Origin of the sequence: Micromonospora sp. MW-13 (assembly GCF_003434305.1) — a bacterium.
Taxonomy (GTDB): Bacteria; Actinomycetota; Actinomycetes; order Mycobacteriales; family Micromonosporaceae; genus Micromonospora.
Genome location: NZ_QKKX01000094.1, coordinates 20,416 through 35,139, shown reverse-complemented (window position 1 = coordinate 35,139; position 14,724 = coordinate 20,416). Strand labels below are relative to the sequence as shown.

Sequence of the window (14,724 nt, the reverse complement as noted above, 5' to 3'; positions counted from 1 at the left end):
GTGACCTCCTACCCATCGGTCGGCGGGTGGCGTACTGGCGGGGGCGGCGCAAGCTGTCTCAGCAGGTGTTCGCCGATCGGCTGGGCAAGTCCAAGAGCTGGGTCGACAAGGTTGAGCGCGGTGTCCGGTCGCTGGACAAGGTGTCCACCCTCCAGGGCATTGCCGCCGTGCTGCGGATCGACACGGCGGTGCTGCTGGGGCGGGATGCCCAGCCGGCCGACGTGACCGAGCGGGCCGAGGGCGTTGAGCGGGTCCGGGTGGCCCTGTCGACGTACGACATTGCTCTGGGTCGGTCGGCGGCGCGCTGTCCCGTGTTACCGGCTGATCGGCTGGCGCGGGATGCCGCACACGCGTGGATTGCGTTCCAGCACGCCCGGTACCCGCAGGTGATCGCGTTGGTGCCGGAGTTGCTGGCCGGCGCGCAGCGCGCCCACGCCGACGACCCGGCGGCGGGGCGGGTGCCGTTGGTGGAGGCGTACCGGGTGACCGCATCGCTGCTGGTCAAGCTCGGCGAGGCCGACCTGGCCTGGCTCGCCGCCGACCGGGCCATGGCCACCGCGACCGGCGATCCGGTGCTGGTGGCCGCCGTAGCCGTGCAACTCGGCCAGGTGCTCCGCGCCTCGGGGAGAGTACGGGCGGCCCTGTCGACGACACTGGCCGCCGCGTATCGGATCGCCCCGCCCGACCCCGACGACGCGCGAGCCCCGGAGCTGTCGCTGTGCGGCACACTGCTCATCCAGGCCGCCCTGGCCGCAGCCCGACACGGCGACGACCACAGCAGCGCCGAACTCATCGCCGAGGCCGCAGACCTGGCCGCCCGCGTCGGTGACGGCCACGACCACCACCGCACCGCGTTCGGGCCGACGGCGGTCGACCTGGCCCGGGTCGCCGCAGCCCTCGAACTGGGCGACCCACATGACGCCATCGCCTGGCACGAGAAGGCCACGAAGCGGGACGCCTGGCGGTGGCTACCGGTCGAACACCGCGCCGCCCACCTGCTCGACGCCGCCCGCGCCTACCTCCAGGCCGACGACCCGACCAACGCCGGCCGGATACTGGTCCACGCCGATCGCATGGCACCGGCCGAGGTACGCCAGCGACCCGCCGCCCGGTCGGTGCTCGCCCAGGTCGCCCGCGACCCACACGCCCCAGCGACGATTATCCAGCTCGCCGCCGCCCTCGGGGTGACCTGACCATGACCGCGCCGTTCCTGTCTCTGGCCCAGATCCGCAACCGGCTTATCCTCACCGCCCGAGCGATCCTCCGCGACCACGAACCCGGAGCCGACGCCCGCTGCCCGATCTGCCGGACACCGGACTGCCCGGTGGCGACCGCCGCCCGCAATGTCATCGACGCCGCCGAGGAAGTACAGCAGCGGAGTACAGCAACCCAGCCGACCACACCCGACCGCGACGACCCTCAACAGGCCGGATGACCTCGGACGACACCTGATCCGACCCGCTCGCCGCCAGTTCGCATCGAGGGGGTCAGGGGTTCAAATCCCCTCAGCTCCACCCAGTTCAAAGGCCGTTTCCCGGTGTGGGAGACGGCCTTTTCGATCTTGTACAGCAGCGGCAGATGCGGTGCCGAACTGCTCGCCGAGACGCTTGAGCGCGGATCGTGCCGGCAGGGTCCGCATGGTGACCCGGGGTGGTCCGCCTGATCTTCTGTGTCCGCCGGGACGAAGGTGAGCGCCGGCCGCACAGGTCTTTGCATCGGAAGGTGGCTGTTGCCTAGCCTGTGTGTCATGGGCTGGAACACCTCTGCGGTCTTCGTCGCCGGCCACGACCCGCTCGCCATGCTGGCCACCGTCACGAGGGCCACCGGAGAAGCCGTCCACGGCGACGAGGCGACCTCGGGCATGCGCCACGACGTCGTCTACACGGCCCGGACCGGGCAGTGGCACGAGTTGTGGGACCCATCCCTGACGTACGTGATGACAGAGATCGACCTGACCGGCCACCGGGCGCTGTCGGTCTTCTTCTCCAGCGTCAGCAGTAGTTACGGGTTCACCTATCACGACGGGCGCACCCTGGCCCGGCGTCTCGTCTACGCCGACGGGGAACCCGTGGTCAACGAGGGCGCCCCACTGCCGGTCGAGCAGGGGCTGACCTTCCCGGAGTGGGGGCCGGACGAGGACTTCGTCTGGGCCGTCATCGACGACGTCACCGGCATCACCTTCGACCCGGACCGCCGTTATCAGGTCCATCAGGTCCACTGACTGTCGCCGGACCCACCGGATCCACGACGGCAGCCCCGCGCCGTCCTCGGCCCGGCCGACCCGCCCGGTTACAACGTCTGACCGACACGAGACGGCGACAGCCAGCATGACGGTCGTGCTCAGCGACACCGGACGACGACAAGTGGCAGCCGACTGCTCCTGGTCGCTTTGTTCTGCACCGTTGGAGGACCGTCGAGGGCGCCAGGACAGCGTCGGTCACCGGTACGCGATCGGGTGCGGCTGCTGGACTCCGTCGTGGCGCACACGCCGACGGTGATCAAGGCGTCTCCGCGCCGAGTGCGACCTGCGTCGGGACGCGCATCTGGCTGCTGGGGTGATCTTCTGGACGCGGTTCGCCAGTATGATTGACGTTCATCTAACTCGTAGTCCAGTTCGGAGGGAACTCCTCAATGACGGGTCTATTCGCCCGGGCCCTCACGTCGGCCTGCCTGGCATTGGCGACCGCCGCCGCCTCGGTGCTCGCGGTCGTGGGCACCACCGCTGTCGTGGCCACGCCGGCCCAGGCCGCCGGCCCCCGACCCAACTTCCAGATGCCGTTTCCCTGCGGCGAGACCTGGAGACTGGCCACCTACTACGGCCATGACGACTACGACATCGACATGACCTTCACCGGCGGGGCGAGCAACGGCCGGCCGATCCTCGCCTCGTACGGCGGCACCGTCACGTTCGCCGGCTGGGGAAGCGGCGGCGGCTGGTACGTGATCATCGATCACGGCGGCGGTTGGCGGACGCTCTACCTGCACATGATCGAGTCGCCGATGGTCGGTGCCGGGCAGTGGGTGTCGACCGGCCAGCAGATCGGCCGGGTCGGCAGCACCGGCAACTCCACCGGCCCGCACCTGCATTACGAGCAGGTGCGCGACGGCGTCAAGACCGAGTCGTACTTCAACGGGGTGGCCTCCGGCATCACCTCCGACGGCAGCCCGTCCACCGGTCCGCTGTACGTTTCCGGCCCCACCTCGCCGGCCCGGAACATGACCAGCCAGAACTGTGGACAGGTCGCCGCCAACCGCCAGGTGTACGAGTCCGGCAGCCACAGCGGTTGGCAGATGCTGCCGGTCAACAGCATCACCGGCTCGGCCACCGCGTCGATGGTCCTCAACGGCAACAAGCTGCTCTACACGGTCAACGACGGCAGGGTGTACGAGGCGTCCAGCGACACCGGGTGGCGCAATCTCTGGACCGGCATCTCCGGCGTCAGCAACAACGCCCTGGCCGTGATCAACGTCGACGGGGTCAAGTACGTCTACACCGTGGCCGGGGGGATGGTGCACGAGGCGGCGAGTAACAACGGTTGGCGGAACCTGAACACGGGCATCGCCGGGGTCAGCGCGAATGCGCTGGCCGCGATCAACCTCAACGGGGTGAAGATCGTCTACACCGTGGCCGGGGGGATGGTGCACGAGGCGGCGAGCAACAACGGTTGGCGGAACCTGAACACGGGCATCGCCGGGGTCAGCGCGAATGCGCTGGCCGCGATCAACCTCAACGGGGTGAAGATCGTTTACACCGTGGCCGGGGGGATGGTGCACGAGGCGGCCAGTAACAACGGTTGGCGGAACCTCAACTCCGGCATCGCCGGGGTCAGCGCTGACGCGCTGGCCGCGATCAACCTCAACGGGGTGAAGATCGTCTACACCGTGGTCGGGGGGATGGTGCACGAGGCGGCCAGCAACAACGGTTGGCGGAACCTCAACTCCGGCGTCCGTGGCACGGCCGTCTCGGCGACGAGCAACAGCGGGGTGAAGATCCTTTACACCATCTGACGGCCGCCTCGGCACGCCGGGACCGTACTGTCCGACGCCGGCACCGGTCGACGTGGCCGATCCCGGCCGGCATCCGGTCCGGGTGCCGCCACCGTTGGCGGCACCCGGACCCACGGGTCAGCTACCGCAGATGCCGTACCCGTTGAGGCTCCACGTGCCGGCGAAGCCGTCGGCGTCCTCGTCCGCCCGCACCCGCACGGTGGTGCCGCCGGTGATGTTGAGCGCGGTGAGCAGCACCTGCCCGTTGCCGGCGTTGATGTCCGCCCCCACGCTGTAGAGCGCCTTGCCGGCCGGGCAGGACTTGAATTTGGTGTCCTGCGGGTCGCTCGCGCCCGTCCCCGTCACCACGATCCGCTCCAGCCCGGCGGGCGCGGTGGCGCAGACCGCGTACGAGGTGGCGCTCCAGCCGGCCGGCGAGGTGCCCTGCACCGCGACTGCCCGGACCGTCACCGACGTCAGGTCGAACGACGGCACCACCTGGTCGAGCACGACGTCGCCCAGGCCGCTGTTGATCCGCCCGCCCATCCCGATGACCTTCTTCGTCCCGCAGCTCGCCGTGACGAACTCCGTACCGACCGCACCGGTCGTCGCCACGACCTGGTAGCCGGCCGGCGCGGTGGCGCACTGGGCGAGGGCCTGGAGCGTCCAGGTGTCGGCGTAGTTCGTCGGGCCCACCTCCCGCATCGTCGCGACGAAGCCGGTGCCGTTCGCCAACGGCTCCAGCCGGTCCAGCCCGACCCGTCCCTCGGCCCCCGATCCGGCGGTGAGCAACCCGCCGCCCCCGGTGACCACCTTGCCGACCGGGCACCGCGCGGTCGCCGACTTGTCCGCGCTGCTCGGACCCACCGAGTCGGAGGTCGTCTCCAACCCGGCGGGGTCCGCCGAGGCCGGCGCCGCCCCGCCGATCGCCCCCAGCAGCGCCGCCGCCCCGACGACCGCCGTCAGCACGCCACGTCCCGTGATTGCTCGCATTTGTCGATCTCCCTGTCCCCTCCGGACGGTCGGCGCGCTGGCACCGGACCATTCTCCGCCGGTCGGTCGCCGGCGGCTGGGAAAAGCCTGGGCGGCCCCGCTTGGCGCCCGCTATCCGACGGCTATCCGACGGCTATCCGACGGCTTGCCGCCGGCCACCCCGCACATCCCGTCCATAGACTTGGGTCGTCCGATCACGACTCGTGAGGAACGTCATGCGGTGGTCCGTCCTCGGTCCGGTCCAGGTCACCGCCCGGGGTCGGGCCCTCGCCATCGACCGCCCCCAGCACCGCGCGGTGCTTGCGCTGCTGCTGCTCGACGCCGACCGGCTGGTCTCCGCCGGGCAGCTCGTGGCGGGGCTCTGGGCGGACGACCCACCGGTCACCGCCCGGACCCAGGTGCAGGTCTGCGTCTCCCGGATCCGGGCGGCCCTGCGCGCCGAGGGAGCGGCCGACCGGCTGGTCACCCAGGGCGGCGGCTACCGGCTCACCGTACGTGGGACGGAGCTGGACCTGGCCGAGTTCACCGCGGCGGTCGAGCAGGCCCGCGCCGAGGAGGCCGCCGGCCAACCGGCGGAGGCGGCGCGGCTGCTGCGCGCCGGCCTGGCGCTGTGGCGCGGGCCGGCGCTGGCCGGCGCGGCGGGCGCCTTCGTCGCCACCGCCGCCGCCGGCCTGGACGAGCAGCGGCTGGCCGCCCACGAGCGGCTCGCCGCCGTGGAACTCGGCCTCGGCCGGTGCGCCGGGGTCGCACACACCCTGCGCCCCCTGGTCACCGCCCACCCGCTGCGCGAGCCGCTGGTGGCCCGGTACCTGCTCGCCCTAGCCGGCTGCGGCCAGCAGGCCGCCGCGCTGCGGTGGTACGCCGAGACCCGGCGCCAACTCGTCGACGAGCTGGGCGTGGAGCCGGGCACCGAGCTGGCCGAGGCGCACCTGCGAGTGCTGCGGGGCCAGGTGCCGGCCCGGGCCGTACCGTCGGGCGGACCCACCCCGCCGGACGGGCCGGACCGACCCGCCGCCGGCTCGACGGCGCCGGCCGCCACCGGGCCGACGCCCGCCATGCCGGCCGCGCCCACCGCCACCGGGCCGGCCGGGCCCACCGCGACTGTTCCCGCCGGGGCGGTCGCGCCCCAGCCTGCCGGGCCGCCCCCGGCACAGCTCCCCGGCGAGCCGGCCTGGTTCACCGGGCGGGCGGCGGCGCTGCGCGAGCTGGACGGCCTGCTGCCCGGCGACCCCGTCGGCGAGGACGCCACCGGCATCACCCGCACCGGCGGCACTGGCAGCGGGGACGGCACCGGCCGGGCGGTCGTGATCTCCGCGATCGCCGGCACCGCCGGGGTGGGCAAGACCACCCTCGCGGTGCACTGGGCGCACCGGATCGCGCATCGCTACCCGGACGGGCAGCTCTACGTCAACCTGCGCGGGTTCGACCTCGACGGCCGGGCCGTCCCGCCAGGTGAGGCGCTGCGCGGCTTCCTGGCGGCGCTGCACGTGCCGCCCCAGCGGGTGCCCACCGACCTGCCCGGGCAGTCCGCGCTGTTCCGGAGCCTGCTAGCCGACCGGCGGGTGCTGGTGCTGCTCGACAACGCCCGCGACGACGAACAGGTGCGGCCCCTGCTGCCGGGCTCGCCGGGCAGCCTGGTCGTGGTGACCAGCCGCAACCGGCTCACCGGGCTGGTGGTCAGCGACGGGGCCCGTCCGGTGACCCTCGACCTGCTCGCGCCCGGGGAGTCGCGGGAACTGCTGGGCCGACGGCTCGGCCGAGGTCGCGCTGGCACCGAGCCGGCGGCACTCAACGAGATCGTGCGGCGCTGCGCCGGCCTGCCGCTGGCGCTGGCCATCGTGGCCGCCCGGGCTGTCGGACAGCCCGACGTGCCACTGGCCTCCCTCGCCGCGGAACTGCGGGCGACCAACGGGGACCGGCTCGCCGCGCTGGAGACCGGGGACCCCGCGACCGACGTCCGGGCGGTCTTCTCCTGGTCGTACCGGGCGCTGGACGCTGAGTCCGCCCGGCTGTTCCGGTTGCTCGGTCTGCACCCGGGCCCCGACGTCGCGCGGCCGGCGGTGGCCAGCCTGGCCGGCCTGCCCCTGTCCCGGGTCGGCCCGTTGCTGGTCGGGCTGGCCCGGGCGAACCTGCTCACCGAGCGGGTTCCCGGCCGGTACGCCATGCACGACCTGCTCCGCGCCTACGCCTCCGAGCTGTGTCACGAGGCCGACCCGGAGGCCGAGCGGGCGGCCGCCCGGAGCCGCCTCCTCGACCACTACCTGCACGCCACGTACGCGGCGGACCACCTGCTCGACCCGTACCGGCTGGCCCGGCCGGCGACGCTGCCGGTGCCGGAGCCCGGGGTGACGGTGGGCGACCGGCCGGACCACGCCTGGGCGACCGGCTGGTTCGCCGCCGAACACCACGTCCTGCTGGCCGCCGTGGAACAGGCGGCGGGCACCGGACTGGACCGGCACGCGTGGACGCTGGCCGCCGCCCTCACCACGTACCTCGACCGGCGCGGGCACTGGCCCGAGCTGGCAGCCGCGCACCGCACCGCCCTGGCGGCGGCCCGGCGCCGGGGCGACCTGGCCGGGCAGGCCCTGGCGCACCGGGGCCTGGCCATCGCCTGCACCTGGCTGGGCGACCACCGGGGGGCGCACCTGCACTACGGCCGTGACCTGGAGCTCTACCGCGAACTGGGCGACGACACCGGCCGGGCGCACACGCATCTCGGGGTGAGCTGGGTGCTGGCCCGGCAGGGCCAGCACCGGGCGGCGCTCGACGAGACGCAGCGGGCACTCGACCTCTACCGGGCCGCCGGCTACCGGGTCGGGCAGGCCAAGGCGCTCAACAACCTGGGCTGGCTGCACGCCCGCCTCGGCGAACCCGGGCCGGCACTGCGCTGCTGCCGGGCGGCCCTGCGGCTGCACGAGGAGAACGGCGACCGGCACGGCGCCGCCCTGACCTGGGACAGCCTCGGCTACGTCCACCACGGGCGGGGTGACCACGGGCAGGCCGCGAGCTGCTACCGGCGGGCGCTGGCGCTGCACCGCGAGCTGGGCGACCGGTACGACGAGGCGGAGGTGCTGGACAACCTCGGCGACACCGAGCGCGCGGCCGGCGACCTCGCCGCCGCCCGCCGGGCCTGGCGGGCGGCGTCGGCCATCTTCGACGAGCTGCGCCATCCCGACGCCGACCGGCCCCGGGCCAAGCTGGCCGCCACGGCCGAGCCGTCCCGACCGCAGTCGTGCCGGACCGCCCCGCTCGTGGTCGGTCAGACCGCCCCGGGCCGCACGGCGCCCGCCGAGCGGCACCCGTGAGTTGGAGGGGCCCTCAGCCCTTCAGCGATCGGGTCATGTCGCGGTCGTCCGACCAGTAGAAGCAACGATCGGATCTACGGCTTCCAGGAGCCGGCGGTCTTCAGCTTGTGCCGGTACTCCATCGCCCCGTTCTTGTCGGCCACGTCGAAGGTGACGCTGCCGCTGCGCTGGCTGCCCTCCCTCAGGTTGACGCCGGAGTCGAGCAGGTCGCCGCAGCCGGCGAACGCGCCGGAGATCCCGTTCTCGGTGCTGCCGTCGTCGCCCACCCACTGGAAGTAGAACGGGTTTATCGACATGTTGCCCTTCTTCACCGTCGCGGTGACGTCCGCGATCAGGTAGAGGCCCTTGTCGGGCTCGGGCGAGTACGCCTTGCAGCCCTTGGTCGAGGTGCGGAACCGCAGCACCGTGATCTCCAAGGTGCCCTCGTCGTCGGTGATGACCAGGGTCTGGCCGGCCTTCAGGTTGAACGTCTCGCCGTTCGCCGGGGTCGACGACGAGGACGGGCCGCTGGTCTCCACGGGCCCGGGAAGCTGCCGCTCCGCCTCCTTGGCCGCCTCGTCGACGCCCTTGCCGAGCGCCACCACGCCGCCGATGCAGCAGAGCAGGGCGAGCACCGCCGCGACGACCGCGATGACAATGATGATCGGCTTCTTGCTGCTCTTCGTCGGCGGGACCGGGCCGATCGGGTAGCCCGGGCCGCCCGGCGCGGCACCCGGCTGGTACGGCGGGTACGGCATGCCGGACACCGGCGGGTACGCCGCGTCCGGGCCGGGCGGCGGCGGGTATCCGCCCGGCTGGTACGCGGGGTCCGGGCCGGGCGGCGGCGTGAACCCGCCCGGCTGCGGCGGCTGGTACGGGGATCCGGAGGTCGGCGGGTACGGCGCGCCGGAGACCGGCGGCGGGTACGGTGCCCCCGACACCGGCGGCGGGTACGGCGCGCCGGACACGGGTGGCGGGGGCAGCGGCGCGGTCGGATCAGCCGGCCACTGCGGCACGGGCGCCGTCGGTTCCTGGTTCGGCTGATATGGATCCTGCGGCCCGTAAGGGGGCTGGGGGTGGCTCACCGTACTCCTCGGCACCTGATCACGATCGCGACGACCTGACGGTAGCGCCCCCGGCACAGTCCCGGGTGCACGTACCGTCTCAGCGGGGTAACAGGATGGCGGCGGTGCGGACCAGGCCGGCGTCGACAGCGAACCGTCCGGTGATCGTCGCGGGCGGGTCGGGCACCGGGGCCGCGTCCAGTCGGGCGGCGGTGATCCGGGCCGTGAACAGGCCGGAGTCCGGGTCCAGCTCGACCCGGGCGTCGTGGAAGTCGAGCCAGGTGCCGACGACCGGGTGCCAGACCTTGTAGACGGTCTCCTTGGCGCTGAACAGCACCGCCGGCCAGGAGACGCCGGCCGGCAGCCGGGCGCAGTCGTCCCACTCCTCGGGCAGCCCGATCAGCCGGCGTACCCCGGCGTTGAGTTCCTTGTGCCGCTCGGCGTCCATGCCGACGGAGCGGACCTGGTCGGCGCGGGCCGTCGCCGCGGCGCAGTAGCCGCGGGTGTGGGTGATGGTGCCGACCACCCCGGCCGGCCAGACCGGGGACCGGTTCGGCGCCGACGGCACGGCGACGGACGGCACCCCGAGCCGGGCGAGCGCCCGCCTGGCGCAGACCCGCCCGGCGGTGAAGTCCCGTTGCCGGCTCTCCACCACCCGCTCGCCGAGGCAGGCCCGCTCGGCGGGCAGCAGCTCCCCGACCCAGTCGTCCGCCTCGGCGACAGCCACCGCCACCTCGGGCGGCAGCAGGTCACGCACTTTCGGCCCCGGCCACCGCGCAGCCCGAGGTCCGGCTGAGTGGTCCCACAGCACCGGCCGGGTCGCCGTTGTCGGCGCCGGCCAGCCAGGCGCGGACCCGCTCCCGTTCGGTGGTCAGCTCCCGGATGCTCATCGGTGCCGAACGTACCGCAACCGGTGACACCGGAGGGGCCCCGGACGCCGCACCGGCCGACCCGCCGGTGGCCACCCCTTCCGAAGGGGGTGGCCACCGGCGGGCCGGTCGACGACGGCGGGCCGGGCGGGGCACCGGTCAGGGGCGGCGCGGGCGGCGGGTCAGGGCGAAGCCGACCACGCCGGCCACGGCGGCCAGCACGCCGCCGACCGTGGTCCAGATCCAGCGCGAGGACCCCTCGGGCAGCCAGCCGGTGAGGAGACTCTCGCCCTCCTCCTCGGCCGGTGCCGCCGCCGGCTCACCGGTGAGCACCGTGCCGGCCTTCGTGTTCGGCACCAGCGGCGCCCTCAGCTCCCCGTCGTCGGCCGGGGCGTCGCCGTCGCCCACGTCCGAGACGAGCAGGTCCACGTCGACCGGCAGGCCGAGGTCCGGCTCCGGCAGGTCCACCACCGAGAGCCGGACGTAGTACGTGCCGGGCAACGGGTCGGCCGACCACGGCTCCGCCCAGGACCGGACCTGGCGCAGCGTGCAGCCGAGCGTGACGCTGGTCGCCGCCGCCGTGGCGGTCGGGGTCTGCGCCCCCGCCGTGCACGCCTGCCGCCGGCGCAGGCCGTCGAAGACCTCGACGGTCCAGGTGGACGCGCCCGTGCGGCCCTTGGGGAAGCCGACCGTCGCCGCGATCTCGTGGATCTGCCCGGCGTGACCCGGGAAGGACCAGTAGAGGTGGTCGCCGGTCGACGCGCCGACCTGGACCGGTTGCCCGGCGGTGATCGCGGTGGCGGTCAGGAACGAGGTGCCGGCCTTGGTGACCGTGGCGGCCCCGGGGGAGGGGGTGGGCGCGGCGAGCGCGTCCCGGGCGGCGGGCGGCGGGCCGGCCAGCGCGGGGCCGGCCGGCAGGGCCAGGGCGGTGGCGGCGGCCAGCGCCGCCCCGGACCGGATCAGCGGGGTACGCATCGTCAGTTCTCCCTCCAGGTCGCGACCCACCAGCGGGTGAGCAGGCCGGCGACGAGGCCGGTGAGCAGGCCGGCCAGGGTCAGCAGCACCAGCAGCACCCAGCCCCGACCCAGGTCCGGCCCGCCCGGGGCCGGCGACGACGCGACCACGTCGACGGTCAGCTCGATCGGCATTCCGGGGGTGGCCCGGGTGCCGGGACGGGGTGCGAACGCGTTGCTGACCACCAGGCAGACGGTGGTCGGGGCGGCGTCCGCGTCGCCCGGCGCGGGGCTCGGCGTCTCCCCTTCGTCGGCGTCCGCGTCCGTGTCGGCGGCGGCCGACCAGCGCAGGCCGGCGGAGACGACGTCGGTACGGCCGCTGCCGGCGTCCACGCCGCGGACCAGCTCGCGGCCGTCCGGGGCGGTGGCCCGCAGCAGCACCCCGTAGTCGGGGTTGACCGGGCGGTCCAGCGCGATGCTCACCGAGGCACGCAGCTCCTGCCCGGGGCGCACCGGGACCCGGTACCAGCGGTGCTCGGAGAACTGCTCCCGGTCGGTGTAGACGCCGGGAGCGAGCAGCGGCGCGTCCGGGCAGCCGGCGGAGCCGCCCACCACGGCCGGGGCGGCGGTGTACGTGTCCCGGGCCCGGTCCACCAGCTGCTTGATCCGGCCGGTCAGCTCGTCCGCGCTCTGCGCGGCCGTGTACGTCCCACCGGTCGCGTTGGCGATGCAGAGCAACTGCCGGCGCACCTTGTCGTCGGGGGCCAGGCCGAGGGTGTCCACCACCAGCTTGGTGCCCTGCGCGGCCAGCTCCCGGGCCACCTCGCACGGATCCGGTGGGGCACAGGTGTCCTCGCCGTCGGTGATCAGCACGATCCGGCGGGCGGTGGCGCCGGTGCCCAGGTCCTGCGCGGCCGAGCGGAGCGCCAGCCCGACCGGGGTGAAGCCGGTGGGCCGGAGGGTGGCCACCGCCGCCTTGGCCTGGGTGCGGTCCACCTGGCCGACGGGCACGATCTGCTGGGTGTCCTGGCAGCCGACCTTCTTGTCCTTGCCCTTGTAGGTGGCGCCGAGGACCCGGATTCCGAGCTGGGTCTCCTCCGGCAGCGCGTCCACGACCTCGTTGAACGCCTGCTGCGCCACCGAGATCCGGCTCCGCCCGTCGATGTCCCGGGCCCGCATCGAGCCGCTGACGTCGAGCACCAGCTCGACCCGGGGCGGCTCGGCGGGGGTCTCCTCGTCGGCCCACGCGGGCGCGGGCCCGGTCAGCACGACCCCGGGTCCGATCAGGACGGTCGCCGCCAGCAGTCCACGGAGGACGGATGTCGATCGTCTTCTGTTGATCACCGGGGCGAGTGTAGTGAGATCCACTCTGGATGGTCGGTCGGCCCCCGACGGCCGCCCGCCGCTCGGCCGCCGGCCCGTACGGCCGCCTGCCGGTGTCGCCGGGGGTGGGAGTGTCGGCCGGAGGATCTCGTAAGGTTCTCGCCGGATGACTGACGGTTAGCTGCCTGGTGTAAACCATTAGGTTGGGGTGAGTTCCGTCAGAAATCTGACCCGAGTCCACCCGTTGTGCCGGTGGTGCCCGGTGGTTAAGCTCTCATTGCGCGCCCCAATCGCCCGCTTCCCCCGTGGCAGGCGATCGGGGCGCGCGCCTTTGTGCCCGGGGGCGGTCGGGCCCCTCGCGTCGCGCCGGCGCTGTCGGCTATCCGATATCCACGTCGCCCTCGGTCCGGCCGGCCCGCGACGGCTCTTACCGGCTACCGGTGATGCCTCGCCATCACCGTCCGCGACAGCCAGGGCGGCCCCGTGCCAGGACCGCCGGTCGCGGGTCGCCGTCGCGAGGCCGTCGTCAGATCCAGCGACCGTCCAGCCACATCCGGGCCGACCACTCCGCGTACGGCAGCAGCTTTCCGACGAAGATTGGATAGAAGTACGCGAAGCAGAGCGCGACCAGCAGCACGTACGCGCCGACCACGACCCCGCCGACCAGCCGTCGGTCGGCCGCGTCCTCGTCCGCCCCGCCGGGGCCCGGGCCCCCGGCCGGTGCCCGGGCCCCGGCGGGGGCCGGGGAGGCGATCGCGCCCAGCACGTAGACCACCGCCAGCACCAGGAACGGCAGGGCCGGCGCGGCGTAGAAGGAGAACATCGTCCGCCCGTCCAGGGCGAACCAGAACCAGGGCAGCAGGCCGGCCGCCGCACAGAGCAGGATCGCCCCGGCCCGCCAGTCCCGCCGGGTCGCCCCGATCCAGGCCGCCCCGAACAGGGCGGGCAGGAACGACCACCACAGCAGTGGCGTGCCGAGCAGCAGGATCTCGGAGGCGCAGGTGGGCGCGCCGCAGGCGCCGTCGCCGGACCAGTAGAACGCCACCGGCCGGCCGAGTAGCAGCCACTGCCACGGCCAGGACTGGTACTTGTGCGGTTCGTCGAGCTGCGTGTGGAAGCCGTACGCGGCCTTGTGGTACTCCCACAGGTTGTTCAGCGCCCCGAGGTACGGGGTGTCGCTGAGCCCTTGCACGTTCGGGTACCGGGCGGCGAGCCGGTAGTAGCCGTCGTCGCTCAGCAGCCAGCCCGACCAGGTGGCCACGTAGGTGACGACCATCAGCACCCCGGCCAGCGCCAGCCAGGGCACCTCGTCGAGCAGTGCGTCGCGCCACGGCCGGCGCACCCCGGCGGACCGGCGGACGCCGACCTCCCAGAACAGGGCCAACAGCGCGAAGGCCGGCAGGAAGTACACCGCGCTCCACTTCACCGCGCAGGCGCAGCCGAGCAGCACCCCGGCCGCCAGCCGCCACCAGGGCCAGTTTCGCCAGCCGCCGGCCGGCCGGCCCGCCCGCCCCGCGGCGGTGGGGTCCAGCCCGGCCTCCAGCGCCCGGCTCCACCGCCGCCGCCGGGCGTCCCGGTCGAGGACGAGGGCGCCGAACGCGGCCAGCACGAACAGCAGCAGGAAGATGTCGAGCAGGGCGGTGCGGGAGAGCACCAGGTGGAAGCCGTCCAGGGCGAGCAGCAGGCCGGCGGCGCAGCCGAGGGTGGTGGAGCGGAACAGGCGGCGGCCGATGCGGACCAGCAGCAGCACCGACACGATGCCGGCGATCGCGGCGCCGATGCGCCAGCCGAACTCCGGGGCGGTGGTCGTCAGGTGCCCCGGCACGGAGATGTTGTGCTCCGCGTCGGAGTATCCGAACGCCCACTCGCCGAGCCCGATCAGCCACTTGCCCAGCGGCGGGTGCACCACGTACGACGGGCCGTTGTCCTTGTAGTTCCACTCGACGCCCTTGTCGACCAGCCCCCAGCCGTCGCGGGCGTAGTAGATCTCGTCGAAGATCTTGCCCTTCGGGCCGCTGAGGCCGACCAGGCGCAGGATCGCCGCGATCGCCACCACGACGACGGTGGCCAGCCACGAGTTGACGTCCAGCCGGGCGTCGACGGTGGCCAGCCGCCGCCGCACGGTCGCGGCTACGCCCCCTCCGCCGCTGGTGGGGGGAGGCGTGGACTGCTCGGTCGCGGCGCCGGTTCCGGCGTGCTCCGATTCCGCCCGGCCCGCGCTCGCGCTCTGCGCTGTCGACGCACTCGTCAC

General features: G+C 73.9%; 13 protein-coding genes. 6 read left to right on the top strand and 7 right to left on the bottom strand.

All coding sequences use genetic code 11. The annotated features are described in order from the left end of the window. The 4 genes from C5N14_RS30715 to C5N14_RS30700 all read left to right on the top strand — a co-directional run. Window positions 1-1,193 (top strand): helix-turn-helix domain-containing protein (locus tag C5N14_RS30715; RefSeq protein WP_371685943.1); only part of this gene is annotated, 1,193 nt, incomplete at its 5' end. Window positions 1,194-1,195: 2 nt separating this feature from the next. After that, the gene (locus tag C5N14_RS30710) at window positions 1,196-1,435 is read left to right on the top strand and encodes a hypothetical protein (protein WP_117673296.1); all 240 of its coding nucleotides are present in this window, start codon (window positions 1,196-1,198) and stop codon (window positions 1,433-1,435) included. A 312-nt stretch (window positions 1,436-1,747) separates the two neighbouring features. Beyond that, entirely contained in the window at window positions 1,748-2,221 is a 474-nt protein-coding gene (locus C5N14_RS30705) for a hypothetical protein (protein ID WP_117673294.1), read from the top strand. Window positions 2,222-2,631: 410 nt separating this feature from the next. Next, a complete protein-coding gene (locus tag C5N14_RS30700) occupies window positions 2,632-4,008 on the top strand; it encodes a M23 family metallopeptidase (protein ID WP_117673292.1) in 1,377 nt (458 codons plus the stop codon). Window positions 4,009-4,125: 117 nt separating this feature from the next. Here the strand turns inward: C5N14_RS30700 and C5N14_RS30695 are convergent, their stop codons facing one another. Continuing rightward, the gene (locus C5N14_RS30695; RefSeq protein WP_128763711.1) at window positions 4,126-4,980 is read right to left on the bottom strand and encodes a hypothetical protein; all 855 of its coding nucleotides are present in this window, start codon (window positions 4,978-4,980) and stop codon (window positions 4,126-4,128) included. Between the two features lie 215 nt (window positions 4,981-5,195). Between C5N14_RS30695 and C5N14_RS30690 the strand changes: the two genes are divergently transcribed. Beyond that, a complete protein-coding gene (locus C5N14_RS30690; protein WP_117673288.1) occupies window positions 5,196-8,285 on the top strand; it encodes a BTAD domain-containing putative transcriptional regulator in 3,090 nt (1,029 codons plus the stop codon). A 74-nt stretch (window positions 8,286-8,359) separates the two neighbouring features. Here C5N14_RS30690 and C5N14_RS30685 read toward each other — a convergent pair whose 3' ends face one another. Then, complete coding sequence (locus C5N14_RS30685; RefSeq protein WP_243640275.1) at window positions 8,360-9,022, bottom strand: DUF4352 domain-containing protein; 663 nt, start codon at window positions 9,020-9,022, stop codon at window positions 8,360-8,362. On the opposite strand from C5N14_RS30685, the gene C5N14_RS33690 reads away from it, so the two are divergent. Beyond that, window positions 9,021-9,308, top strand: coding sequence for a hypothetical protein (locus C5N14_RS33690; protein WP_243640274.1), 288 nt, complete (start codon window positions 9,021-9,023; stop codon window positions 9,306-9,308). The two genes, C5N14_RS30685 and C5N14_RS33690, sit on opposite strands and share 2 nt — an antisense overlap. A 120-nt stretch (window positions 9,309-9,428) precedes the next feature. On the opposite strand, the gene C5N14_RS30680 is transcribed toward C5N14_RS33690, so the two are convergent. The 5 genes from C5N14_RS30680 to C5N14_RS30665 all read right to left on the bottom strand — a co-directional run bounded on the left by C5N14_RS30680 (window position 9,429) and on the right by C5N14_RS30665 (window position 14,724). Continuing rightward, window positions 9,429-10,085, bottom strand: a complete 657-nt coding sequence (locus C5N14_RS30680; RefSeq protein WP_117673284.1) for a 4'-phosphopantetheinyl transferase — start codon at window positions 10,083-10,085, stop codon at window positions 9,429-9,431. After that, window positions 10,078-10,218, bottom strand: coding sequence for a hypothetical protein (locus tag C5N14_RS32500; protein WP_165878293.1), 141 nt, complete (start codon window positions 10,216-10,218; stop codon window positions 10,078-10,080). The genes C5N14_RS30680 and C5N14_RS32500 overlap by 8 nt, the downstream gene beginning before the upstream one ends. Before the next feature lie 138 nt (window positions 10,219-10,356). Further along, window positions 10,357-11,172 carry a peptidase gene (locus C5N14_RS30675; RefSeq protein ID WP_117673282.1) on the bottom strand — a complete coding sequence of 272 codons (816 nt, stop codon included), beginning with the start codon at window positions 11,170-11,172 and terminating at the stop codon, window positions 10,357-10,359. Window positions 11,173-11,174: 2 nt separating this feature from the next. Then, complete coding sequence (locus C5N14_RS30670) at window positions 11,175-12,494, bottom strand: VWA domain-containing protein (protein ID WP_117673280.1); 1,320 nt, start codon at window positions 12,492-12,494, stop codon at window positions 11,175-11,177. Window positions 12,495-12,999: 505 nt separating this feature from the next. Beyond that, window positions 13,000-14,724 carry a phospholipid carrier-dependent glycosyltransferase gene (locus C5N14_RS30665; protein WP_117673278.1) on the bottom strand — a complete coding sequence of 575 codons (1,725 nt, stop codon included), beginning with the start codon at window positions 14,722-14,724 and terminating at the stop codon, window positions 13,000-13,002.

What these genes read in the sequence shown, in the direction of transcription:
- C5N14_RS30685 (WP_243640275.1), bottom strand. Translation starts at nt 9,022, where the DNA reads ATGCCGTACCCGCCGTACCAGCCGGGTGCCGCGCCGGGCGGCCCGGGC.
- C5N14_RS30675 (WP_117673282.1), bottom strand. Translation starts at nt 11,172, where the DNA reads ATGCGTACCCCGCTGATCCGGTCCGGGGCGGCGCTGGCCGCCGCCACC.
- C5N14_RS30695 (WP_128763711.1), bottom strand. Translation starts at nt 4,980, where the DNA reads ATGCGAGCAATCACGGGACGTGGCGTGCTGACGGCGGTCGTCGGGGCG.
- C5N14_RS30705 (WP_117673294.1), top strand. Translation starts at nt 1,748, where the DNA reads ATGGGCTGGAACACCTCTGCGGTCTTCGTCGCCGGCCACGACCCGCTC.
- C5N14_RS30710 (WP_117673296.1), top strand. Translation starts at nt 1,196, where the DNA reads ATGACCGCGCCGTTCCTGTCTCTGGCCCAGATCCGCAACCGGCTTATC.
- C5N14_RS32500 (WP_165878293.1), bottom strand. Translation starts at nt 10,218, where the DNA reads ATGAGCATCCGGGAGCTGACCACCGAACGGGAGCGGGTCCGCGCCTGG.
- C5N14_RS30690 (WP_117673288.1), top strand. Translation starts at nt 5,196, where the DNA reads ATGCGGTGGTCCGTCCTCGGTCCGGTCCAGGTCACCGCCCGGGGTCGG.
- C5N14_RS30700 (WP_117673292.1), top strand. Translation starts at nt 2,632, where the DNA reads ATGACGGGTCTATTCGCCCGGGCCCTCACGTCGGCCTGCCTGGCATTG.
- C5N14_RS33690 (WP_243640274.1), top strand. Translation starts at nt 9,021, where the DNA reads ATGCCGGACACCGGCGGGTACGCCGCGTCCGGGCCGGGCGGCGGCGGG.